Raw genomic sequence first — 22,021 nt, forward strand, 5'->3', positions numbered from 1 at the left:
CCCTCGCGCCGCTGCGCGGGCTTCGGGGCGCTGCGCCGGACTCCGTCCGTCGGTGGGTGCGGGAGGTCAGGCCGGGGCCGCCACGCTCTCCCGCAGGACGAACGCGGGGTCGACCTGGGCTGCCAGGTCGGCGCCCGTTTTCGCGTTGCCCCAGCTCTGGGCGTTCTTCAGGTGGAAGTGGACCATCTGGCGTGTGTAGCGCTCCCAGTCGCGGACCGCGTACGCCGCGTCCGCGGTGGACCGAAGCGTTTGCAGGGCGGCCGAGTTGGGCTCTTCCAGGAGGTCGAACCGGGGCGGGCGGCCCTTCTCCATGGCGCGCACCCAGTCGGAGTGCCCGACGGTGACGAGCAGGTCGTCCCCCACCTCCGCGCGGAGGAAGTCGAGGTCGTCCTGGCCCTGCACCTTGTTCCCCACGACCTTCAGCGTGACGCCGAAGTCCCGTGCGTACTCCTTGTACTGGCGATAGACGGAGACCCCCTTACGTGTCGGCTCGGCGACGAGGAACGTCATGTCGAAGCGGGTGAACATGCCGGAGGCGAAGGAGTCCGAACCGGCGGTCATGTCGACGACCACGTACTCGTCACGGCCGTCGACGAGATGGTTCAGACACAGCTCCACCGCTCCGGTCTTGGAGTGGTAGCAGGAGACACCGAGGTCGGCTTCGGTGAAGGGGCCCGTGACCATCAAACGCACGGCCCCGCCGTCGAGTTCCACGGGCCGGGCGCAGGCGTCGTACACCGGATTGTTCTCGCGCACCCGCAGAAGGCGGGAGCCCTCACCGGGCGGGGTCGTCTTGATCATCGTGTCCGCGGAGGCGATCCGGGGATTCGAGCCGCGCAGATAGTCCTTGATGAGCGGGAGGCGTGCGCCCATGGCGGGCAGCTCGGCCGCCTGCTCGTCGTCGAGGCCGAGGGCGGGCCCCAGGTGCTGGTTGATGTCGGCGTCGACGGCGATGACCGGGGCGCCCAGGGCGGCGAGGTGACGGATGAAGAGCGAGGACAGCGTGGTCTTCCCGCTGCCGCCCTTCCCCACGAAAGCGATCTTCATGTTCACCAAGGGTAGTCGCGCGATCGCGTTTCGTATCCGCGGAGCGTGAAGAAGACCACTCCTTCGTGGAGGGGGACCCTGAACTGCGTACTGTCGTACTCATGAGTACGACAGCCGACCCCCTCGCAGCCCTCGGGGCCCTCCCCGGCGTGGCCGAATCCGTGGATTCCGTGCGCAAGGCCGTGGACCGGGTCTACGGCCATCGGGTCATGCGGCGTCGCAGCAACGCGGTCACCTCCGAGGCCGCGCTGCGCGGCGCGCGTGGCAGCGCGGCGCTGTCGGGCGCCGACTGGCCGCTCGAAGAGGTGCGCAGGCGCTCCGACTTCAGTGGTGCGGGCGGGGACGCCGAGGCGCGCACCGTCGGCGCCGCCCTGCGGCTGACCGCGGAGGCGGGCCAGCTCCTGTCGATCTGGCGGCAGTCCCCGCTGCGGGTGCTCGCACGCCTGCACCTCGTGGCCGCCGCCGGCAACAGCGACACGGTGGGGCGGCCCCGTCAGGGCGGCGAGCCGGTCGACGAACCGCTGATCGAACTGCCGTTGCCCGGCGCGCAGGAGGTCGCGGGCCGGCTCGACGGGCTCTCGGAGCTGATCATCGCGGGCGGCTCCGCCCCGGCCCTGGTCACCGCCGCCGTCGTGCACGGCGAACTGCTGGCGCTGCGCCCCTTCGGCTCGTACAACGGCCTCGTCGCGCGCGCGGCCGAGCGCATCGTGCTGGTGGGCAGCGGTCTCGACCCCAAGTCGATCTGTCCGGCCGAGGTGGGGCACGCGGAGCAGGGGCGCGCGGAGTATGCGGCGGCGCTCGAAAGCTATGTGTCCGGCACTCCGGAAGGGGCGGCCGCGTGGATCGCGCACTGCGGACGGTCCGTGGAGCTCGGCGTCCGCGAGTCGACGGCGGTGTGCGAGGCGCTGCAGCGCGGCGCCGCGTAGGGATCACGCGGGGGCCGCGTAGGTATTGCGTAAGGCTTCTGAATTACCCCGGAAAAGGGTTGCGGCGGTACGAATTCCTCGTACCGCCGCTGGCATGTTCACCTGGTTACCAAGCGTCCTCGATATTTGCCCATCAGGTCGGGAACTTAGCCCGTGGCCTGGTGCGGCTGGCCCGTAATCGACGGGTCGACGTCGCGTGGGTGCCTGGCGTTCATGCTCGGTCCGTGGGGCCTTGGTTGCGTTTAAAGGTGATCCTCTCGGATGTCCTTGGTCTCGCGGGCCGTTGCCTTATTTGTACTCCAGGAGTGGAGGAAGCGAAACCCCTGGCCACACTTCTTTACTTTTAGGTTCAATTAGGGGTGAAACGGGCGGGCGGCCTCGAGGGTGATGTCCGGGCCGTCTCGCGGGTCGCCGAACGGGCCGGTCAGCCGACCGACGCGCGTCGGCGGCTGGCGTACCAGACCAGTCCCGCGGTGGCCGCGGCGGCGCCGACGGCGGCGGCCATGACAAGGGCCGGCCGTGACGGCGCGGACAGTGCAGGCAGTCGCTGCTTGAGCCGCACGGGCCGGTGGAAGTCGAGGATCGGCCACTCGCGCGCGAGCGCCTCGCGGCGCAGCGCACGGTCCGGATTGACCGCGTGGGGGTGTCCGACCGACTTCAGCATCGGCACATCGGTCGCCGAGTCGCTGTACGCGTAGCAGCGCGCGAGGTCGTACCCCTCGGACCTGGCGAGCTCCTCGATCGCCTCGGCCTTGGTCGGCCCGTACGCGTAGTACTCCACCTCGCCCGTGAAGCAGCCGTCGTCACCCACGACCATGCGGGTGGCCACCACGCGATCCGCGCCGAGCAGTTCGCCGATCGGCTCGACGACCTCCGCGCCCGACGTGGAGACGATCACGACGTCCCGTCCGGCGGTGTGGTGCTCCTCGATGAGCGAGGCGGCCTCGTCGTAGATGATCGGGTCGATCAGGTCGTGGAGCGTCTCGGCGACGATCTCCTTCACCTGCTGCACGTTCCACCCGCGGCACAGAGCCGAGAGGTACTCGCGCATCCGCTCCATCTGGTCGTGGTCGGCACCGCCGGCGAGGAAGACGAACTGCGCGTACGCGGTCCGCAGCACCGCCCTGCGGTTGATCAGGCCGCCTTGGTAGAACGACTTGCTGAAGGTGAGCGTGCTCGACTTCGCAATGACCGTCTTGTCCAGGTCGAAGAACGCGGCCGTGCGGGGCATCGAGTGGCTCATGGAGTGGTCCATGGAGTGGGTCAAGGAGTGGTTTTCCACGAGCCCGAGCATAGGCGCCCACCATTCGGCGTAAGGTGTGGCGCGTGGGTTTGCCTGAGAAGGCTCTCGGGTACACCATGGAAGTCACGGATCGTTCGCGACCGTGCTAACCCGGTCTGGCTCCTCCCCCCCCGAGTCGGACCGTGGGGACGACCCCCGCTCTCCCCCCCGGCGGGGGTCGTCGCATGTCCGGACCCACTTCGGGTCCGGACTTTTGCGTTCTCCACCTCTGTGCCGCCCTGGGCGGCGGCTTCGGCGCCTTCGGCGCGTCGGCGTCTCGCGGCCACATTTCGTCACTGTGTGTAGCCGACAGGCTGCGGTGCGGAGGGTGGGTGGAGGTGGTTGAACGGGCGGCCCTGATGAGGGAAGAGGCGTTCCCGGAGAAGCCGCTCGAGTTGCGCCCAGAGATTGTAGTTGGGGATCTCACTAGAGATGTCGCTAGAGAGATGTCGTTGGGGATGCCGCCGTCGATGTCGCGAAAGATGTCACCGGTATGGGTGATGGGGATATTCACAGGCGCTTCCTTGTCCACAGTAATTGACCAAGATCCACATGATTTCCGGGATCGCTGCACGGTGATTCCACTCGCGAAGTCGGAACCGGGGTTCACGGCCGGTCCGGTTCGCGGTGGGACAGCACCGGACAGCAGCGACAGAGGGGGCGGAGATCGTGGCGGGAGTCATCACATGTGACAGGGCGCCGGTCGCCGACGGGCGGCGGACGCCGCTGATCGTGACCGAGGACGTGGATCTGCTGGACGACCTGCTGCGGCTGTGCGCCGCGGCAGGAGCACGGCCCGAGGTCCACCACGGGGTCCCGGAGCGCAGAGGGAGCTGGGAGTCGGCGCCGCTGGTGCTCGTCGGGGACGACGCGGTCGAGCGGGTGCGAGGCGTCGCACGGCGGCGCGGTGTCGTCCTGGTGGGGCGTGACCAGGACGATTCGGGGGTGTGGCAGCGGGCCGTGGAGATCGGCGCCGACCATGTGCTGGTGCTGCCGGACGGCGAGCAGTGGCTGATGGACCGGATCGCCGATGTGGCCGAAGGCGTGGGACGGCCCGCGCTGACCGTCGGAGTGATCGGCGGGCGGGGCGGCGCCGGGGCGTCCACCCTGGCGTGCGCGCTCGCCGTGACCTCGGCGAAGAGCGGGCGACGCACCCTCCTCGTCGACGCGGATCCGCTCGGCGGCGGCCTCGACGTGCTGCTCGGCGGGGAGGCCGCGGAAGGGATGAGGTGGCCCGCGTTCGCCCAGTCGCGTGGACGGGTCGCGGGCGGGGCGCTGGAGGAATCGCTCCCCGAGATGCACGCCCTGCGGGTGCTGAGCTGGGACAGGGGCGACACGGTGGCGGTGCCGCCGGAAGCCGTCCGGGCGGTGCTGGCGGCCGCGCGTCGGCGGGGCGGGGCGGTCGTGGTGGACCTGCCGCGCCGGGTCGACGAGGGGGCGGCCGAGGCGCTGGCCCAGCTGGACCTGGGGCTCCTTGTGGTGCCACCGGAGCTGAGGGCGGTCGCGGCGGCGAAACGGGTCGCCTCCGGCGTGGGGATGGTGCTGCGGGATCTGCGCGTCGTCGTGGGGCCGCGCCGCGGACGTATGGCCGCCGCGCTCGATCCGGAGGAGGTCGCGCGACTTCTGGGACTCCCGCTGGCGGGCGAACTACCGGTGGAGGGCGCTCTGTCGGTGGCTCAGGGGGGCGGGCATCCCCCGGGCGGCGCGGCGCGCGGGCCCCTCGCCCGGTTCTGCGCGGCCTTCTGGGAACGGGTTCCGGTCGCGACGGGTGATGGGGGTGCGGAGTGAGTGCGAGTGCGAGTGCGAGGGCGGGGGCCGGCGCGGGTGTGGGCGTGGGGACGGGGGCTGGTGTTGTGGGTGAAGACGGGCGGCGGGCCGGTGTCGTGAGCGATCAGGGTGGGCGGCGGGCCGGTGTCGTGGGCGCGCGGATGCTGGACGGCGTGCGGCAGTGGCTCGCGGAGAACGGCGCGGAGGCGACGCCCGCGCGGGTCGCGGAAGCACTCAGGGCCCAGGGAAGGCTTCTCGGGGATGCCGAAGTGCTCGGCGCGGCAGGCCAGTTGCGCTCCGAACTCGTGGGCACGGGCCCGCTGGAGCCCCTCCTCGCCGACCAGTCCGTGAGTGACGTGCTGGTGTCCGCGCCCGACCGGGTGTGGGTGGACCGGGGCGGTGGCCTGGAGCTGACGGGAGTGTCGTTCGAGAGCGCCTCATCGGTACGCAGGCTCGCGCAGCGGCTCGCGGCGGTGGCGGGGCGGCGCCTCGACGACGCGAGGCCATGGGTCGACGCCCGGCTGCCGGACGGGACCCGGCTGCACGCCGTCCTGCCGCCCGTCGCCGTCGGCTGCGCCTGTCTGTCGCTACGGGTGGTGCGTCCACGCGCCTTCACGCTGGACGAACTGGTGGCGGCGGGGACGGTGCCGCCCGGCGGCGACCGGGTGCTCCGGGACCTCCTCGACGCCCGGCTGTCCTTCCTGATCAGCGGTGGTACCGGTTCCGGGAAGACGACGCTGCTGAGCGCGTTGCTCGGCTTGGTGGGGCCTGGGGAGCGCGTGGTGCTCGCCGAGGACTCGGCCGAACTGCGGCCCGACCACCCGCATGTGGTGCGGCTCGAAGCGCGGCCCGCCAACCAGGAGGGGGCGGGACTCGTCGGCCTGGACGACCTGGTGCGGCAGGCGCTGCGCATGCGACCGGACCGCTTGGTGGTCGGTGAGGTGCGGGGCCCGGAGGTCGTGGCGCTGCTCGCCGCCCTCAACACGGGCCATGAGGGCGGCTCGGGGACTGTGCACGCGAACGCCGCCCACGACGTGCCCGCACGTCTGGAGGCGCTGGGGACGGCTGCGGGGCTCGATCGAGGCGCCCTGCACAGCCAGTTGGCGGCGGCGTTGTCGGTGGTTCTGCACCTGGTGCGGGACCGGAGGGGGCGGCGACGGGTCGCCGAGGTTCATGTCCTGGAGCGCGACGCGGCCGGGTGGGTGGTCACCGTGCCGGCGCTGCGGTGGGGCGAGGGGGAGTTCGTTCGCGAGCGGGGGTGGGGGCGGTTGCGGGGGTTGCTGGGGGAGGGGGGTTAGGCGGGAGGCGCGTGGGGGCGGGGCGGCACGGGGCGGGGTGGGGTTCGGGGCTTTGGTCGGGGGGTTGGGAGTCGGCGTCGGGGTCGGTGTGTTCGGGGCGGCGGGCAGCGGAGGGGGCGATGAAGGGTGCGGGTTCGGGAGTGGGTGTGGGCGTCGCAGTCGCGAAGGGCGGGGTGTGGTGACGGGGTGGGCTGTGGGTGTGGTGAGGGTCGGCTGTGGGTGAAGGAGGCAGCGGTGTGTCGGGATTTGTGGAGGGGACGGTTGTGGGGGCGGTCGGGGTCGGTGTGGGGCCGGAGTGCGCGGCTCTGGTCTGTGCCGGGGCCGTGGCCGTGGCCTGGGTCGCCGGTGGTGGCCGTGGGCGGGAGGTGCGGCGGGCGAGGGAGCTGCTGGGAACCCGTGGCGGGGTGCCGTGGGCTGTGCGGACCTGGCGGCTGGTTCGGGGTCGGTGGCGGGAGCGGTGGGAGTGGTGGGTGCCCGCCGTGGGAGCTGTGTTCGCTGTTCTCGGGGCGTCAGTGGTGCCGCTGGTGATCGGGGTGGCGGGGATGCCTCTGGCTGCGCGGGCGCGGCAGGGCAGGGAGGAGCGGCGGGTGCGGGAGCGCCGGGCCGACGCCGTGATCTCTCTGTGCGCGGTGCTGGCGGGGGAGGTGCGGGCTGGGCGGCAGCCGGGGGAGGCGTTGATCGCGGCGGTTCGTGAGGAGAGGGAGGCGAGAACGGGCGGGGGCGGCTCGGGTGCCGGCGGCGGGGCCGTGGTGGCTGCGGCCCGGTTCGGTGGGGACGTGCCGGGAGCGTTGCGTGAGGCGGCGCGGGAGCCGGGGGCCGAGGGGTTGTCGGGGCTCGCGGCGTGCTGGCGGGTGGCGGTGGACCGGGGCGCGGGGCTCGCGGCGGGGCTGGAACGTCTCGCTGATGCGCTGCGGGCCGAGCGGGACCAAAGAGCCGATCTGCGAGCCCAGTTGGCCGGCTCGCGGTCGACTGCGGTGATGCTCGCGGGGCTGCCGGTCCTGGGGCTGTTGCTGGGGAGCGTGCTCGGGGCCAGGCCGTTGAGGGTGCTGCTGCACACCGGCGCGGGGTTCGGATGCCTGCTGGTGGGCGGGGTGTTGGAGGGCGCGGGGCTCTGGTGGGCGCTGCGGATCGTACGGGGAGCGGAGGAGCGGTGAGTGTTGTCCACAGGTTGGGGGTCGTGCTGTGTGCCGTGGTGGCCCTGGGATGGGTCGCACATGAGGCCGCGGCGCGGCGCAGGGAACGGGCGCTGCTGCGGAGGCTCAGCGCCGCGCTGGAGGTGGCGGCCGCGACGCGTGCTCGGCGCGGCACGGATGTCCGGGGCGTCGTCGGGCGCTGGGGACCGGTGGCCGGGTCGGTGTGCGCCGGGTACGTGCTGGTGGGCGGGGTGGCCGGGCTGGTCGTGGGGGCGGTAGCGGGGTGCGCCGTGTGGCGGTGGCGGCGGAGGGTCCGTGCGGCCGTGGAGGAGGCGTCGTCGGATGCCGCCGCGCGTGCGCAGGCCGAGCGGCAACTGCCTTTGGCGGCAGACCTGTTGGCCGCGTGCATCGCCGCCGGGGCCGATCCCGTGAGAGCGGCCAGGGCCGTGGGGGAATCGCTGGGTGGCCCGGTCGGGGAGGTGCTGGCGCGGGGCGCGGCCCACGTACGGCTCGGCGGTGAACCGCGAGCGGCGTGGCGGCAGTTGGCGTCGATGCCGGGGGCGGGGCCGTTGGCCGGGCTCCTTGAGCGGGCCGGCGATTCCGGCGCCCCGGCCGCGCAGCAGGTGGCGCGGCTGGCCGCCGAGTCCAGAGCCGCGCGCGGGCGGGCGACCGCCGCGGTGGCGCGCCGGGCGGCCGTGCTCATCACGGCGCCGGTGGGGCTGTGCTTCCTGCCCGCGTTCGTGGCGATCGGGGTGCTGCCGGTGGTGATCGGGGTGGCCGGCGGGCTGTTGGGAGGTCGGTGAGGGGCGCGGGGGCGGCTGAGTCGGGTGGACGTCGGAAGGTCCATCGATGAGCAACTTCAGAGGAATGTCAGAGGAACGGCAGAGGAACGTCATGGGGGTTGAGATGTGCGGAGTGATGCGGGCGCGTGCCGGGATGTGGGTGCGCCGGATGCGTGCGGGGAGGCGGGACGCGGGGATGGTCACGTCGGAGTACGCGATGGGGCTGATCGCGGCGGTGGGGTTCGCCGGGCTGCTGCTGAAGGTGCTGACCAGTGGGCAGGTGCAGACCGCCCTGCAAGGGATCGTTCAAAGGGCGCTCCATGGGTAGCGCGGCGGGCGCGTGGCGGATCGGCCGGCCGAGGGGTGGTTCACCGCGGACCGGAGGGCAGTGGGCCGGTGACCGGGGGTTCGTGACGGCAGAGGCGGCCGTGGTGTTGCCGGTGCTCGTGACCTTCACCGTGGCGCTGGTCTGGGCGCTGATGGCCGCGTCCGCGCAGATTCAGTGCGTGGACGCGGCCAGGGCGGGGGCCAGGGCGATCGCCCGCCAGGACCCGGAAGGGGCGGCGGTGGCGTCGGCGAAGCGGGTCGCGCCGCGTGGCGCGAAGGTGGCCGTGAGCCGGGAGGGCGACCTGGTCCGGGTCGAGGTCGAGGCGGCGGCGCCGGGCCCGGGGGCGCTGAACGTCCGCCTGCGGGCCGATGCGGTGGCGTTGGCGGAGGAGACGGTGGGGGCGGCGGCCGGGACGGTGGGGGATTCATGAGGCGGCGGACGAACGCGCGGGACGGGGACCGGGGTTCCGCGACGGTGTGGGCCGTGATGGCGATGGCCGCGCTCGGGCTGGTCTTCGGGTGCGTACTGGCCATGGGGCAGGCCGTCGTCGTGCGGCATCGCGCCGGCGGGGCGGCGGACCTGGCGGCTCTCGCGGCCGCCGACCACTGGATGGAGGGCGGCAAGGTGGCCTGCGCCCACGCGGCGCGGGTGGCGGCCGCACAGGACACGCGGCTCGTGAAGTGCGCGGTGTACGGGGAGGTGTCGGACGTCACCGCGGCGGCCGGTGCGGCGCCGCTGAGCTCGGAGGTCAGGGCCAGGGCGGGCCCGGCCGGCCCGATGGCGCAGGGTGTCCCGTCCGATCCGGCGGGGCCGTCCGGGCAGGCGGCGCCGCCCGACTAGGCGGGGCATGCGCGATCTGCCGGGACACACAGGGGGAGGCAGGGCGGGCCCGGTCCTCCCCAGGATCAGCCGCCTGGCCCAGCCACCGTCCCCGGCCCGCCTGTCGATCCCACCCCCGACGTCGCCCCAACCCCCGGCGCCGTCCCTACCCCCGGCGCAGCCCCCGCCACCGCCGGCGCCCCCTTGAGCAGCACCGTCAGCAGACGTACCGCCCCGCGCTTATGGAGCGGATCGTTGCCGTTGCCGCACTTGGGGGACTGGATGCACGAGGGGCAGCCCGCCTCGCACTCACAGGAGGCGATCGCTTCGAGCGTGGCGGTGAGCCACTCGCGGGCCGTGTGGAACGCACGCTCCGCGAACCCGGCCCCGCCCGGGTGGCCGTCGTACACGAAGACCGTGGGCAGCAGGGTGTCCGGGTGCAGGGGGACGGAGACGCCGCCGATGTCCCAGCGGTCGCAGGTCGCGAACAGCGGCAGCATGCCGATGGAGGCGTGCTCGGCGGCGTGCAGCGCGCCGCCGAGGATCTCCGGGTTCACGCGGGCCGCGTCGAGCTGGTCCTCCGTGACCGTCCACCACACGGCCCGCGTACGGAGCGTGCGGGGCGGGAGGTCGAGTTTGGTCTCGCCGAGGACCTCGCCGGTGATGAGACGACGACGCAGGAAGGAGACGACCTGATTGGTGACTTCGACGGAGCCGTAGCACAACCGGCCGTCGCCCCAGGGGACTTCGACGTCCGTCTCCAGGACGGAGATGGCGGTGGTGTCGCGGGCGGTCGTCGAGTAGGTCGGGTTGGCCTCCTCGACGAGGGCCACCGAGTCCTCCAGGTCGAGGTGCTTCACGAGGTAGGTGAGGCCCTGGTGGAGGTGGACGGCGCCGTCGTGGACGGTGGTGTGCGCCGAGCCGGCGTCCACCGTGCCCAGGAGGCGTCCCGTACCCGTTTCGACGATCTGTACGGGGTTGCCGCCGTCGCCGCGGATGTCCGTCAGGTCGGCGGCGCGTTCGCGGCGGGTCCAGTGCCAGGTCTTGGTGCGGCGGCGCAGCAGTTTCGCGGCCTCCAGCTGCGGGAGCAGCTCGGCGGTCGTCGGGCCGAAGAGGGGCAGATCGTCGTCGGTGAGCGGGAGTTCGGCGGCGGCCGCGCACAGATGGGGGGCGAGGACGTACGGGTTGTCGGGGTCCAGGACCGTGGACTCGACCGGCTGGTCGAAGAGGGCTTCGGGGTGGTGGACGAGGAACGTGTCCAGTGGGTCGTCACGGGCGACGAGCACGGCGAGCGCGCCCTGCCCGGACCGTCCCGCGCGGCCCGCCTGCTGCCAAAGCGACGCCCGGGTGCCCGGGTAGCCGGCGATGACGACGGCGTCCAACCCCGATACGTCGATGCCGAGTTCGAGGGCGGTGGTGGCGGCGAGGCCGAGGAGTTCGCCGGAGTGAAGTGCGCGCTCCAGGGCGCGGCGTTCCTCGGGAAGGTAGCCGCCGCGGTAGGCGGCGACCCGGCGGGCGAGCGAGCGGTCGACCTCGGCGAGGCGTTCCTGGGCGATCACCGAGATCAGTTCGGCGCCGCGCCGGGAGCGTACGAAGGCCACCGAGCGCACGCCTTGCACGGTCAGGTCGGTGAGCAGGTCCGCCGTCTCGGCGGTGGCGGTGCGGCGGACGGGGGCGCCCTTCTCGCCGTGGAGATCGGTGAGAGGGGGTTCCCAGAGGGCGAAGACGACCTCTCCGCGGGGCGAGGCGTCGTCGGCGATCTCGACGACGGGGAGGCCGGTGAGGCGCTGCGCGGCGACGGCCGGGTCGGCGGCCGTGGCGGACGCCAGCAGGAACACGGGGTCCGAGCCGTAGCGCGCGCACAGGCGACGCAGCCGGCGCAGGACCTGGGCGACGTGGGAGCCGAAGACCCCGCGGTAGGTGTGGCACTCGTCGATGACGACGTACTTGAGCGACTTCAGGAAGGAGGACCAGCGGGGATGTGAGGGCAGTATCCCGCGGTGCAGCATGTCGGGGTTGGTCAGGACGTAGTTGGCGTACTGGCGTACCCACTCGCGTTCCTCGACCGGTGTGTCGCCGTCGTAGACCGCCGGACGGATCGCCGTGCCCAGGGGTTGTGAAAGTTCCTTCACCGATCGGCGCTGGTCAGCGGCGAGCGCTTTCGTCGGGGCGAGGTAGAGCGCGGTCGCGCCCCGGCCGTTCGGCGCCTCGGAGCCGTCCAGGAGCCGGGAGAGGACCGGGACGAGGTACGCCAGGGACTTTCCGGAGGCCGTGCCGGTGGAGACGACGACCGACTCGCCGTCCAGGGCGTGCTCGGCGGCGAGTGCCTGGTGGGCCCACGGGTGCTCGATTCCGGCCGACTGGACGGCGGCGATCACCTCGGCCCGGATGCGGTCGGGCCAGACGGCATGACGTCCCGGTCGCGGGGGCAAGTGCTCCGTATGAGTGATGCGCGAGGACCGGCTCGGACCCGAGGCGAGCCGGTCGAGAATCGCCCCTGGAGAGGGGCGGGAAGCGGTGTCCGCAGAGGGTTGTCCGGGGCGGTGATTCTTGGCCATCGGCATCGAGTGTGTCACTGGCGTGACGGACAATGCTCCTAAGGCGTCGTGCACGCCTGCCGGTAAGTGATTGAATGCCATCGCGGCTGGCGATCCGTCCCGGAGGCTCTGCCGAGGTGTCCCGAGGGGCGACCGCTCGATAGCAAGGTGCTGGAGGATCCGTGGACCTGTCCCTGTCGACCCGTACCGTCGGCGATCGTACGGTCGTCGAGGTCGGTGGCGAAATCGATGTATATACCGCGCCCAAGCTGCGTGAGCAGCTGGTCGAGCTGGTGAATGACGGCAGTTTCCACCTTGTCGTCGACATGGAGGGAGTCGATTTCCTCGACTCCACCGGGCTCGGCGTGCTGGTGGGCGGCCTGAAGCGAGTGCGTGCCCACGAGGGCTCGCTGCGACTGGTCTGCAACCAGGAGCGCATTCTCAAGATCTTCCGTATCACCGGCCTGACCAAGGTGTTCCCCATCCACACCTCGGTCGAGGAAGCCGTAGCGGCGACCGACTGACCGGTCACCGGCCCCACGGGCCGGTGGCTGAGCGGAAGTGGGGGGCCGGGCCGATGGTCCGGTCCCTCTCAGAACACGTCCGTACATTCCGAGGGGGATGCATGGCCACCGTCGAGCTCCGATTCAGCGCACAGCCCGAGCACGTCCGTACCGCCCGTCTGGTGGCGGCCGCGGTGGCGCGCAGGGCCGGAGTGGACGAGGCCGTGCTCGACGAGGTCAGGCTCGCCGTCGGCGAGGCCTGCAGCCGCGCCGTCGGTCTGCACCGCAGCAGCGGCATCACGGCACCCGTTCGGGTCCTTCTCACCGAAGAAGAAAAACAGTTCTCCATCGAGGTCGGGGACGAGGCTCCGCGGAGCGTTCCCAGCGGGCAGGCGTCCGACGCGCCCGGCGCGTCCGACGATCTGGACGCGGAGGGCGAGGACGACATGGGTCTCGCCGTCATCAGCGGCCTCGTGGACGACGTGGAGGTCACCGCGGACCAGTCCGGTGGTCTCATTCGGATGACGTGGCCGACCACGCCGGCCACGCTCCCGTCCTGATCCGGCCCGCACCCCGCGTCCATCCGATGCCCCCGATTCATCCGGTCGGGTGTTTTCCGGCGGTATCTCCCGCGTGATCGTTCTACGCCCCGGGCCCTGCTCTCACCTCGGTGAGCTGGGCCTCTTTTGCGTTCCCTAGATCACCGATCAATAATGGATCACGCCTCAATGCGTTCAGGGCATTACCAGCTTTTGTGTGCCCATTGTGTTGGACGATCATTGGTCGGGTAGTAACGGATGGCAAATTCCGTTTCTCGCGCACTGTTTTGATCAGGTGCCGCTCCCTACAATCCGTCCACATCTTGAGCTCAGCCCAAGCGTCAAGGAGGACGAATGGCGGGGCTTTCTACCCCTCAGAGGTTCGACCACCCCTCAACCCTCGCGGCCGCGGTCCTGACCGACGACAACCGGCTCATCGTCGTGGTGATCGGGATCGTCGCGCTGGCCGCCCTCGCGGTGGCCGCAGTGCTCGTACGGCAGGTGCTCGCGGCGGGTGAGGGCACCGACAGCATGAAGAAGATCGCGGCAGCGGTCCAGGAAGGCGCGAACGCCTATCTCGGGCGGCAGCTGCGGACCCTCGCGGTATTCGCCGTCGTCGTGTTCTTCCTGCTCATGCTGCTGCCCGCGGACGGCTGGGACCAGCGCGCCGGACGTTCGATCTTCTTCTTGATCGGCGCGGCGTTCTCGGCGACCACCGGCTATATCGGAATGTGGCTCGCGGTGCGCAGTAATGTGCGCGTCGCCGCCGCGGCCAGGGAAGCCACGCCGGCAGAAGGAGAGCCGGAAAAAGATCTCACCACCGTCTCGCACAAGGCGATGAAGATCGCTTTCCGTACGGGCGGCGTCGTCGGAATGTTCACGGTGGGGCTCGGTCTGCTCGGAGCCTCCTGTGTCGTGCTGGTCTACGCGGCCGACGCGCCGAAGGTGCTCGAAGGATTCGGGCTCGGCGCCGCGCTGATCGCGATGTTCATGCGTGTCGGAGGCGGCATCTTCACCAAGGCCGCCGACGTCGGCGCCGACCTCGTCGGCAAGGTCGAACAGGGCATTCCGGAGGACGATCCGCGTAATGCCGCGACCATCGCCGACAACGTGGGCGACAACGTCGGCGACTGTGCCGGCATGGCCGCCGACCTCTTCGAGTCCTACGCCGTCACGCTGGTCGCCGCGCTGATCCTCGGCAAGGCGGCCTTCGGCGACTCCGGGCTCGCCTTCCCGCTGATCGTTCCCGCGATCGGCGTGCTCACGGCGATGATCGGCATCTTCGCCGTGGCGCCGCGCCGCACCGACCGCAGCGGGATGAGCGCCATCAACCGCGGGTTCTTCATCTCCGCGGTCATCTCGCTCGCCCTCGTGGCGGCGGCGGTCTTCACCTATCTGCCGGCGACGTACGCCGAGCTCAACGGCGTCACCGACGTGGCGATCAAGGCGAAGGACGGCGATCCGCGGATCCTCGCGCTCGTCGCCGTGGCCATCGGCATCGTGCTCGCCGCGCTCATCCAGCAGCTGACGGGCTACTTCACCGAGACCACCCGGCGCCCGGTCCGCGACATCGGCAAGTCGTCGCTCACCGGACCCGCGACCGTCGTACTCGCCGGTATCTCCGTCGGCCTCGAATCGGCCGTCTACACCGGCCTGTTGATCGGTCTCGGCGTGTACGGGGCGTTCCTGCTCGGCGGTACGTCGATCATGCTGGCGCTGTTCGCGGTGGCCCTCGCGGGCACGGGCCTCCTCACCACGGTCGGCGTCATCGTCGCCATGGACACGTTCGGCCCCGTCTCCGACAACGCGCAGGGCATCGCCGAGATGTCCGGCGACGTCGAGGGCTCGGGCGCGCAGGTGCTCACCGACCTGGACGCCGTGGGCAACACGACCAAGGCCATCACCAAGGGCATCGCCATCGCCACGGCCGTCCTCGCGGCCTCGGCGCTCTTCGGGTCCTACCGTGACGCGATCGTCTCCGCCGCCAGGGACGTCGGCGAGAAGGTCGGCAACGGCGGCCCGATGAGCCTTGTGATGGACATCTCGCAGCCCAACAATCTGGTGGGCCTGATCGCGGGCGCCGCGGTCGTCTTCCTGTTCTCCGGACTCGCGATCAACGCCGTGTCGCGGTCCGCCGGAGCCGTGGTCTACGAGGTGCGGCGGCAGTTCCGCGAGCACCCCGGGATCATGGACTACTCGGAGACGCCGGAGTACGGGCGCGTCGTCGACATCTGTACGAAGGACGCGCTGCGCGAGCTCGCCACGCCCGGGCTGCTCGCCGTTCTCGCGCCCATCGCGATCGGGTTCACGCTCGGCGTCGGCGCCCTCGGTTCGTTCCTCGCCGGCGCGATCGGCACCGGGACGCTGATGGCGGTCTTCCTCGCCAACTCCGGTGGCGCGTGGGACAACGCGAAGAAACTCGTCGAGGACGGCCATCACGGCGGCAAGGGCAGCGAGGCCCATGCCGCGACCGTCATCGGCGACACCGTCGGCGACCCGTTCAAGGACACGGCCGGGCCCGCGATCAACCCGCTCCTGAAGGTGATGAACCTGGTGGCGCTCCTCATCGCGCCCGCGGTTGTCAAGTTCAGCTACGGGGCGGACGCGAGCGTGGGGGTGCGGATCGGGGTCGCGGTGCTCGCGCTCGCCGTGATCGTCGGTGCGGTCTACATCTCGAAGAGGCGCGGTATCGCCGTCGGAGACGACGACTCCGAGCGCGTACCGGAGCAGGAGGCCGATCGCGCGGTGGTTTCCTGACCGGCGGTTTCCTGACCGCGGTTCACACCCGGCGGGAGAGGCCGGGAGCCCAACGGGCGGGCGGGCAGCGTGCATTGACGCGCTGCCCGCCCGCCCGTGCCGCATGTCGGCGCGTGACGGCTTTTCAGTGAGGCTTATCTCTCTTGGTGCAAATGACTGCAAATAGCAGTTAAAGCATCTATACCGGACGTCCAGCATACGATTGTCGCCCACTTGGCGTGTATGTTCCGGGGCCGAGAGCCATGGAAGGGACCAATCCGGTGAACAAGAAGCTTGCAGCCGCACTGTCCGGCGGTGCGGTACTGGTGCTTGCGCTGTCGGGATGCAGCAGCGACAACGGCAACGAGAAGCTGAACTCCTGGGCCAAGTCGGTCTGTGACTCGGTCCAGCCGCAGGCCAAGAAGATCGAGGACGCCAACGCCGCGATCCAGAAGGAAACGTCGGACAACAGCAAGCCGGCGGACGTCCAGTCCACGGACTCGAAGGCCTTCCAGGACATGTCCGACGCCTACAAGGCGATCGGCGCGGCCGTGGACAAGGCGGGGGCCCCGCCGGTCGACGGCGGCGACAAGAAGCAGAAGGACGCGGTCAAGGAGCTCAACAGCATCTCGACCTCGTACGCGAGCCTGAAGAAGCAGGTCGACAAGCTCGACACGAAGGACCAGGCGAAGTTCGCCGATGGCCTCAAGGGCATCGCGGGCGAGCTCGACAAGCTGAGCCAGAGCGGGAGCGACGCCCTCAAGAAGCTGGAGGAGGGCGACGTCGGCAAGGCCATGGCGAAGCAGAACAGCTGCAAGAGCGCGTCCGCTTCCCCGGCGGCGACCAAGAGCTGACCCGCTTCCCGGAACGCCTCCGTGTCCCCGGCACCGTCTCGGACGGTCGCCGGGGACACGTCGTACGGGGGTGACCCCCGCGGGTCCGGGGTGACAATGGGAGCGTGAGTAGCTCCAGTTTGTCCAAGTTGCCGTCCACCGACCGTGACGATGTCACCGCCCGGCTGCGGGAGTCCCTGCTGGGTGCCGAGTTCACCGCCGACGGGCTGCTCGAGCTGCTCGGGGCGCCGGCCTACGCGGCGCTCGCCCGCAGCGAGACCGTGCCCGCGCTGCGAGCGACCCGCGGCGACAGCCCGCTGGAGACGCTCGTCCGTCTCTTCCTGCTGCAGCAGCCCGTGGAGCACGCGCGCGTGGCGGCCGTTCTGCCCGTCGACGCCTGCCTGGAGAGCGGGTGGCTGACGCGGGCCGGTGACGACGAGGTCGCCGCGACCGTCGACGTACGGCCCTACGGGGGACCCGAGGGCGAGGACTGGTTCATCGTGTCCGACCTCGGGTGCGCCGTCGGCGGCGCCGGAGGCATCGGCAGCCGCGCCGAGGGCGTCGTCCTGGGCGTCGGCGGCGCGTCCACGACCCTGTCCGGGATCACCGTCCGTACGCCCGTGGAGAGCGCGCTCGACCTCGGTACGGGCTCCGGGATCCAGGCCCTGCACGCCACCCGGCACGCCACGCGCGTCGTCGCCACCGACCTCAACCCGCGCGCCCTCCACTTCACCGCGCTGACGCTGGCCCTGTCCGGCACGAGCGCCGCCGTGCTGCGCGAGGGCTCCCTGTTCGAGCCGGTGGGCGACCAGACGTACGACCTGATCGTGTCGAACCCGCCCTTCGTCATCTCGCCGGGGGCACGGCTGACCTACCGGGACGGCGGGATGTCCGGGGACGATCTGTGCCGCACGCTCGTTCAGGAGGCGGGGGCACGGCTGAACGAGGGCGGGTACGCGCAGTTCCTCGCCAACTGGCAGCACGTGGAGGGAGAGGAGTGGACCGACCGGCTGCGGTCCTGGGTGCCGCGCGGCTGCGACGCGTGGATCGTGCAGCGCGAGATGCAGGACATCACGCAGTACGCCGAGCTGTGGCTGCGGGACGCCGGTGACCACCGCACGGACCCGGCGGAGTACGCGGCGCTCTACGACGCGTGGCTCGACGAGTTCGAGGCGCGGAAGGTGCGTGGCGTCGGGTTCGGCTGGATCACGCTGCGCAAGGCGCCGGAGGGCGTCGAGCCGTCCATCACGGTGGAGGAGTGGCCGCACTCTGTCGAGCAGCCCCTCGGCGACACGGTGCGGGCCCATTTCGACCGCCTCGACTATCTCCGCACGCACGACGACGCCGCCCTGCTAGGCGCCCACTTCAAGCTCGCCGGCGAGGTCGTGCAGGAGCAGGTCGGGCTGCCGGGCGCCGAGGACCCGGAGCACGTCGTGCTGCGCCAGCACCGCGGGATGCGGCGGGCCACGAAGGTGGACACGATCGGCGCCGGGTTCGCGGGCGTCTGCGACGGCACGCTCAGCGCCGGCCGGATCCTGGACGCCATCGCCCAACTGGTCGGCGAGGACCCGGTCTTGCTGCGCGACCGCACGCCCGCGCAGATCCGGATGCTGGTCGAGCAGGGGTTCCTGGAGCCGGCTCAGGTGTGATCCGCAGGGGGCGGGGCGCCGGTACCGACGCCCCGCCCGGGACTCCGCTTCCGCGCCGCGCGCCCGGGCTTCCGGGCGTCGCCGTGGACCGCGCCCCGCCGCCGCTGTGCCGCCGACGAGCCCCGTTCCCGGAGGCCGATCGGTCGGCTGCCTGCCGGGACGGCCCCGCCGTACGCGTACCGGCCGCCGGAGCCGTACGCGGCCGGGATGCCCTTGATCCGGTTCCGTTTCTCTGTGCTGTCTGTGTGTTGTAGGCAACTCCGCAGGGCCGGCCTCACCCCCTCTCGAACCCCTCCGGCGCCGTCGCCGAAGGCACCCCGTACCGCCCCTGGGGCGCTCGTTCACCCGGGGTTCGCCCTGTCGTCTCCCGCGCGTGTCAGCGTCACCGGCCTGGGAACCCAGAACCGGGAGGGGAAGCCATGGAGAGCGGACCAGCGATCTTCGCCGGCACCGTGTTCACGCTGTTCGGGGCGGGACTGCTGCTGTGGACAGGGGCGCGTGTGATGCACCGCGAGCCCGTCGCCGACGGTGTGAGCCCCGTCGCATCGGCGACGCTCGCCGCGCTCGCCGGAGCGGGGGCCCTGGTGCTCGGGGTGTGGTGCTTCGGCCGGTTCTGAGCGGCGGCCCACACGGGGCGTCCCGGGCGGTGGCCCGGCGTACGCCCCGGACACCCTGTGGGCACTCCGGGCGGCAGGATCGTCGGTAGTCGGGTTACCGTTCGAGTGGCCGTTGCGGGCTTTTCCCGTTTGACACGGGGGCGGGAGGTACCGTCACACTCCGCAGCGACACCGCACGTACCGCAGTGCCGACCCCCACGTCCTGAGGGCGCGGGGGATCCCCAGCGCCGACCGGAGAGAAGAGCGAAGTTGTCCCCGACCAGCGAGACCGCACACGGCGGCCGCCGACTCGTCATCGTCGAGTCGCCCGCCAAGGCGAAGACGATCAAGGGCTACCTCGGCCCGGGCTACGTCGTCGAAGCGAGCGTCGGGCACATCCGCGACCTCCCGAGCGGCGCCGCCGAGGTGCCCGAGAAGTACACCGGTGAGGTGCGCCGGCTCGGTGTGGACGTCGAACACGACTTCCAGCCGATCTATGTGGTCAACGCTGACAAGAAGGCCCAGGTCAAGAAGCTCAAGGACCTGCTGAAGGACTCCGACGAACTCTTCCTCGCCACCGATGAGGACCGCGAGGGCGAAGCCATCGCGTGGCACCTCCTCGAGGTCCTGAAGCCCAAGGTCCCCGTCCACCGGATGGTCTTCCACGAGATCACCAAGGACGCGATCCGCAGCGCCGTCGCCAACCCGCGCGAGCTCAACAAGCGCATGGTCGACGCCCAGGAGACCCGCCGCATCCTCGACCGCCTCTACGGCTACGAGGTCTCGCCGGTCCTGTGGAAGAAGGTCATGCCGCGTCTGTCGGCGGGCCGCGTGCAGTCCGTGGCCACCCGCCTCGTCGTCGAGCGTGAGCGCGAGCGCATCGCCTTCCGCTCCGCCGAGTACTGGGACCTGACCGGCACCTTCGCGACCGGCCGCTCCGGCGACGCCAGCGACCCGTCGAACCTGGTGGCCCGCCTGAGCGCGGTCGACGGCAAGCGCATCGCGCAGGGCCGTGACTTCGACTCGCTCGGCCAGCTGAAGTCGGCGAACGTGCTCGCGCTCGACGAGACGAACGCCCGCGCCCTCGCCGCCGCCCTGGAGTACACGCAGTTCTCCGTGCGCTCCGTCGAGTCCAAGCCGTACCGCCGCTCCCCGTACGCCCCGTTCCGTACGACGACGCTGCAGCAGGAGGCGAGCCGCAAGCTCGGCTTCGGCGCGAAGGCCACGATGCAGGTAGCCCAGAAGCTGTACGAGAACGGCTTCATCACCTATATGCGTACGGACTCCACGACCCTGTCCGACACGGCGGTCTCGGCCGCCCGTGCGCAGGTCACGCAGCTGTACGGGGCCGACTACCTGCCGGACAAGCCGCGCACGTACGCCGGCAAGGTCAAGAACGCGCAGGAGGCGCACGAGGCGATCCGCCCGTCGGGTGATCGTTTCCGCACGCCCGCCGAGACCGGCCTGACCGGCGACCAGTTCCGCCTCTACGAGCTGATCTGGAAGCGGACCGTCGCCTCCCAGATGAAGGACGCGGTCGGAAACTCCGTCACGGTCAAGATCGGCGGCACCTCCGCCGACGGCCGCCTGGCCGAGTTCTCCGCCTCCGGCAAGACGATCACCTTCCACGGCTTCCTCAAGGCCTACGTCGAGGGCGCGGACGACCCGAACGCCGAGCTCGACGACCGCGAGCGCCGGCTGCCGCAGGTCTCCGAGGGCGACGCGCTGTCCGCCGAGGAGATGACCGTCGACGGCCACGCGACCAAGCCGCCGGCCCGCTACACCGAGGCCAGCCTGGTCAAGGAGCTCGAAGAGCGCGAGATCGGCCGCCCGTCGACGTACGCGTCGATCATCGGGACCATTCTCGACCGCGGCTATGTGTTCAAGAAGGGCACGGCCCTCGTGCCTTCCTTCCTGAGCTTCGCGGTCGTCAATCTGCTCGAGAAGCACTTCGGGCGGCTCGTCGACTACGACTTCACCGCCAAGATGGAGGACGACCTCGACCGCATCGCGCGCGGCGAGGCCCAGTCCGTGCCGTGGCTGAAGCGTTTCTACTTCGGTGAGGGCGAGGGCTCCGGCGGCGCCGCCGACGCGGGCAACGGCGACGGCGACCACCTCGGCGGCCTCAAGGAGCTCGTCACCGACCTGGGCGCCATCGACGCCCGCGAGGTGTCGTCCTTCCCCGTCGGCGACGGCATCGTCCTGCGCGTCGGCCGCTACGGCCCCTACGTGGAGCGCGGCGAACGCGAGTCCGAGGGCCACCAGCGCGCCGACGTCCCCGACGACCTGGCCCCCGACGAGCTCACCGTCGAGTACGCGGAGGAGCTGCTCGCCAAGCCGAGCGGCGACTTCGAGCTGGGCGCGGACCCCGTCTCCGGGAACCAGATCATCGCCAAGGACGGCCGTTACGGGCCGTACGTCACCGAGGTGCTGCCCGAGGGCACTCCGAAGACCGGCAAGAAGGCGGTCAAGCCGCGCACGGCGTCGCTCTTCAAGTCGATGTCCCTCGACACGGTCACCCTGGACGACGCCCTCAAGCTGATGTCCCTCCCGCGCGTGGTCGGCGCCGACGCCGAGGGCGTCGAGATCACCGCGCAGAACGGCCGGTACGGCCCGTATCTCAAGAAGGGCACCGACTCGCGGTCCCTGGAGACCGAGGACCAGCTCTTCAGCATCACGCTGGAGGAGGCCCTCGCGATCTACGCGCAGCCCAAGCAGCGCGGGCGCGCGGCCGCGAAGCCGCCGCTGAAGGAGCTCGGCGAGGACCCGGTCAGCGGGAAGCCCGTCGTCGTCAAGGACGGCCGCTTCGGCGCGTACGTGACGGACGGCGAGACGAACGCGACGCTCAGGTCGTCCGACTCGGTCGAGGAGCTCACGCCCGAGCGCGGCTACGAGCTGCTCGCGGAGAAGCGCGCGAAGGGCCCCGCCAAGAAGACGGCCAAGAAGGCCGTCAAGAAGGCCCCGGCGAAGAAGGCACCCGCCAAGAAGACGGCTGCCAAGAAGACCGCCGCTACGAAGACGACGGCCGCGAAGAAGACGACCGCCGCGAAGAAGACGACCGCCGCCAAGAAGACGACGGCCAAGAAGACGACTGCTTCGAAGTCGACCTCTACGGAGGAGTAGTCGCCCTCTACAGAGGACCAGGCGACCTCTACGGAGGACTGGGCACGCGCGCGCGTGCCTGACATGCGTGACGGACATACGGCCGCCGGGGCACTCGCCCCGGCGGCCGTATGTTCGGGCAGC

At 71.3% G+C, this 22,021-nt stretch carries 18 protein-coding genes; 15 read left to right on the forward strand and 3 right to left on the reverse strand.

Annotated features, from left to right (window positions below; genetic code table 11):
* Positions 1-66 precede the first annotated feature (66 nt).
* Complete coding sequence (locus tag EOT10_RS40020; protein WP_189492726.1) at positions 67-1,047, reverse strand: ATP-binding protein; 981 nt, start codon at positions 1,045-1,047, stop codon at positions 67-69.
* Positions 1,048-1,148: 101 nt separating this feature from the next.
* Here EOT10_RS40020 and EOT10_RS40025 point away from each other — a divergent pair, with 101 nt between their 5' ends.
* The gene (locus EOT10_RS40025; protein WP_127833292.1) at positions 1,149-1,973 is read left to right on the forward strand and encodes a Fic family protein; all 825 of its coding nucleotides are present in this window, start codon (positions 1,149-1,151) and stop codon (positions 1,971-1,973) included.
* A gap of 424 nt (positions 1,974-2,397) precedes the next feature.
* On the opposite strand, the gene EOT10_RS40030 is transcribed toward EOT10_RS40025, so the two are convergent.
* Positions 2,398-3,267, reverse strand: coding sequence for an HAD family hydrolase (locus tag EOT10_RS40030; RefSeq protein ID WP_431313374.1), 870 nt, complete (start codon positions 3,265-3,267; stop codon positions 2,398-2,400).
* Positions 3,268-3,924: 657 nt separating this feature from the next.
* Here EOT10_RS40030 and ssd point away from each other — a divergent pair.
* The 7 genes from ssd (at position 3,925) to EOT10_RS40065 (ending at position 9,403) form a co-directional block, all read left to right on the forward strand.
* Positions 3,925-5,043, forward strand: coding sequence for a septum site-determining protein Ssd (gene ssd, locus EOT10_RS40035; RefSeq protein ID WP_127833293.1), 1,119 nt, complete (start codon positions 3,925-3,927; stop codon positions 5,041-5,043).
* Positions 5,044-5,183: 140 nt separating this feature from the next.
* Positions 5,184-6,320 (forward strand): TadA family conjugal transfer-associated ATPase, encoded by a 1,137-nt coding sequence (locus tag EOT10_RS40040; RefSeq protein WP_127833307.1) that lies wholly within the window; start codon positions 5,184-5,186, stop codon positions 6,318-6,320.
* 263 nt (positions 6,321-6,583) lie between these two features.
* A complete protein-coding gene (locus EOT10_RS40045; RefSeq protein ID WP_431313375.1) occupies positions 6,584-7,474 on the forward strand; it encodes a type II secretion system F family protein in 891 nt (296 codons plus the stop codon).
* Positions 7,471-8,256, forward strand: a complete 786-nt coding sequence (locus EOT10_RS40050) for a type II secretion system F family protein (RefSeq protein WP_223281515.1) — start codon at positions 7,471-7,473, stop codon at positions 8,254-8,256. The genes EOT10_RS40045 and EOT10_RS40050 overlap by 4 nt, the downstream gene beginning before the upstream one ends.
* 103 nt (positions 8,257-8,359) lie before the next feature.
* Positions 8,360-8,563 carry a DUF4244 domain-containing protein gene (locus EOT10_RS40055; protein WP_127833309.1) on the forward strand — a complete coding sequence of 68 codons (204 nt, stop codon included), beginning with the start codon at positions 8,360-8,362 and terminating at the stop codon, positions 8,561-8,563.
* Complete coding sequence (locus EOT10_RS40060) at positions 8,556-8,993, forward strand: TadE family type IV pilus minor pilin (protein WP_127833295.1); 438 nt, start codon at positions 8,556-8,558, stop codon at positions 8,991-8,993. The genes EOT10_RS40055 and EOT10_RS40060 overlap by 8 nt, the downstream gene beginning before the upstream one ends.
* Positions 8,990-9,403 carry an Rv3654c family TadE-like protein gene (locus EOT10_RS40065; RefSeq protein WP_127833296.1) on the forward strand — a complete coding sequence of 138 codons (414 nt, stop codon included), beginning with the start codon at positions 8,990-8,992 and terminating at the stop codon, positions 9,401-9,403. The genes EOT10_RS40060 and EOT10_RS40065 overlap by 4 nt, the downstream gene beginning before the upstream one ends.
* 65 nt (positions 9,404-9,468) lie before the next feature.
* Here the strand turns inward: EOT10_RS40065 and EOT10_RS40070 are convergent, their stop codons facing one another.
* Entirely contained in the window at positions 9,469-12,021 is a 2,553-nt protein-coding gene (locus tag EOT10_RS40070; RefSeq protein ID WP_223281517.1) for a DEAD/DEAH box helicase, read from the reverse strand.
* Positions 12,022-12,101: 80 nt separating this feature from the next.
* Here EOT10_RS40070 and bldG point away from each other — a divergent pair, with 80 nt between their 5' ends.
* The 7 genes from bldG (at position 12,102) to topA (ending at position 21,898) form a co-directional block, all read left to right on the forward strand.
* A complete protein-coding gene (bldG, locus tag EOT10_RS40075) occupies positions 12,102-12,443 on the forward strand; it encodes an anti-sigma factor antagonist BldG (protein ID WP_003975386.1) in 342 nt (113 codons plus the stop codon).
* A gap of 101 nt (positions 12,444-12,544) precedes the next feature.
* Positions 12,545-12,982 (forward strand): ATP-binding protein, encoded by a 438-nt coding sequence (locus EOT10_RS40080; protein ID WP_127833297.1) that lies wholly within the window; start codon positions 12,545-12,547, stop codon positions 12,980-12,982.
* Positions 12,983-13,315: 333 nt separating this feature from the next.
* Positions 13,316-15,718, forward strand: coding sequence for a sodium-translocating pyrophosphatase (locus EOT10_RS40085; RefSeq protein ID WP_127833298.1), 2,403 nt, complete (start codon positions 13,316-13,318; stop codon positions 15,716-15,718).
* Between the two features lie 242 nt (positions 15,719-15,960).
* A complete protein-coding gene (locus EOT10_RS40090; RefSeq protein ID WP_127833299.1) occupies positions 15,961-16,551 on the forward strand; it encodes a small secreted protein in 591 nt (196 codons plus the stop codon).
* 104 nt (positions 16,552-16,655) lie between these two features.
* Positions 16,656-18,179: a DUF7059 domain-containing protein gene (locus tag EOT10_RS40095; RefSeq protein WP_127833300.1), complete on the forward strand. Its 1,524-nt coding sequence runs from the start codon at positions 16,656-16,658 to the stop codon at positions 18,177-18,179.
* A gap of 419 nt (positions 18,180-18,598) precedes the next feature.
* Complete coding sequence (locus tag EOT10_RS40100) at positions 18,599-18,796, forward strand: hypothetical protein (RefSeq protein ID WP_127833301.1); 198 nt, start codon at positions 18,599-18,601, stop codon at positions 18,794-18,796.
* Between the two features lie 249 nt (positions 18,797-19,045).
* Entirely contained in the window at positions 19,046-21,898 is a 2,853-nt protein-coding gene (gene topA / locus EOT10_RS40105; RefSeq protein WP_127833302.1) for a type I DNA topoisomerase, read from the forward strand.
* The last annotated feature ends 123 nt before the right edge of the window (positions 21,899-22,021 follow it).

Source organism: Streptomyces antnestii (assembly GCF_004005495.1).
In the GTDB taxonomy this organism is placed as follows: domain Bacteria; phylum Actinomycetota; class Actinomycetes; order Streptomycetales; family Streptomycetaceae; genus Streptomyces; species Streptomyces antnestii.

Bases quoted from the DNA above. Each gene is read 5' to 3' on its own strand.
- EOT10_RS40090 (WP_127833299.1), top strand. From the start codon at position 15,961: ATGGAAGGGACCAATCCGGTGAACAAGAAGCTTGCAGCCGCACTGTCC.
- EOT10_RS40100 (WP_127833301.1), top strand. From the start codon at position 18,599: ATGGAGAGCGGACCAGCGATCTTCGCCGGCACCGTGTTCACGCTGTTC.
- EOT10_RS40080 (WP_127833297.1), top strand. From the start codon at position 12,545: ATGGCCACCGTCGAGCTCCGATTCAGCGCACAGCCCGAGCACGTCCGT.
- EOT10_RS40065 (WP_127833296.1), top strand. From the start codon at position 8,990: ATGAGGCGGCGGACGAACGCGCGGGACGGGGACCGGGGTTCCGCGACG.
- EOT10_RS40055 (WP_127833309.1), top strand. From the start codon at position 8,360: ATGTGCGGAGTGATGCGGGCGCGTGCCGGGATGTGGGTGCGCCGGATG.
- EOT10_RS40085 (WP_127833298.1), top strand. From the start codon at position 13,316: ATGGCGGGGCTTTCTACCCCTCAGAGGTTCGACCACCCCTCAACCCTC.
- EOT10_RS40060 (WP_127833295.1), top strand. From the start codon at position 8,556: ATGGGTAGCGCGGCGGGCGCGTGGCGGATCGGCCGGCCGAGGGGTGGT.
- EOT10_RS40020 (WP_189492726.1), bottom strand. From the start codon at position 1,047: ATGAAGATCGCTTTCGTGGGGAAGGGCGGCAGCGGGAAGACCACGCTG.
- EOT10_RS40040 (WP_127833307.1), top strand. From the start codon at position 5,184: ATGCTGGACGGCGTGCGGCAGTGGCTCGCGGAGAACGGCGCGGAGGCG.
- EOT10_RS40030 (WP_431313374.1), bottom strand. From the start codon at position 3,267: ATGCTCGGGCTCGTGGAAAACCACTCCTTGACCCACTCCATGGACCAC.
- EOT10_RS40025 (WP_127833292.1), top strand. From the start codon at position 1,149: ATGAGTACGACAGCCGACCCCCTCGCAGCCCTCGGGGCCCTCCCCGGC.
- EOT10_RS40070 (WP_223281517.1), bottom strand. From the start codon at position 12,021: ATGGCATTCAATCACTTACCGGCAGGCGTGCACGACGCCTTAGGAGCA.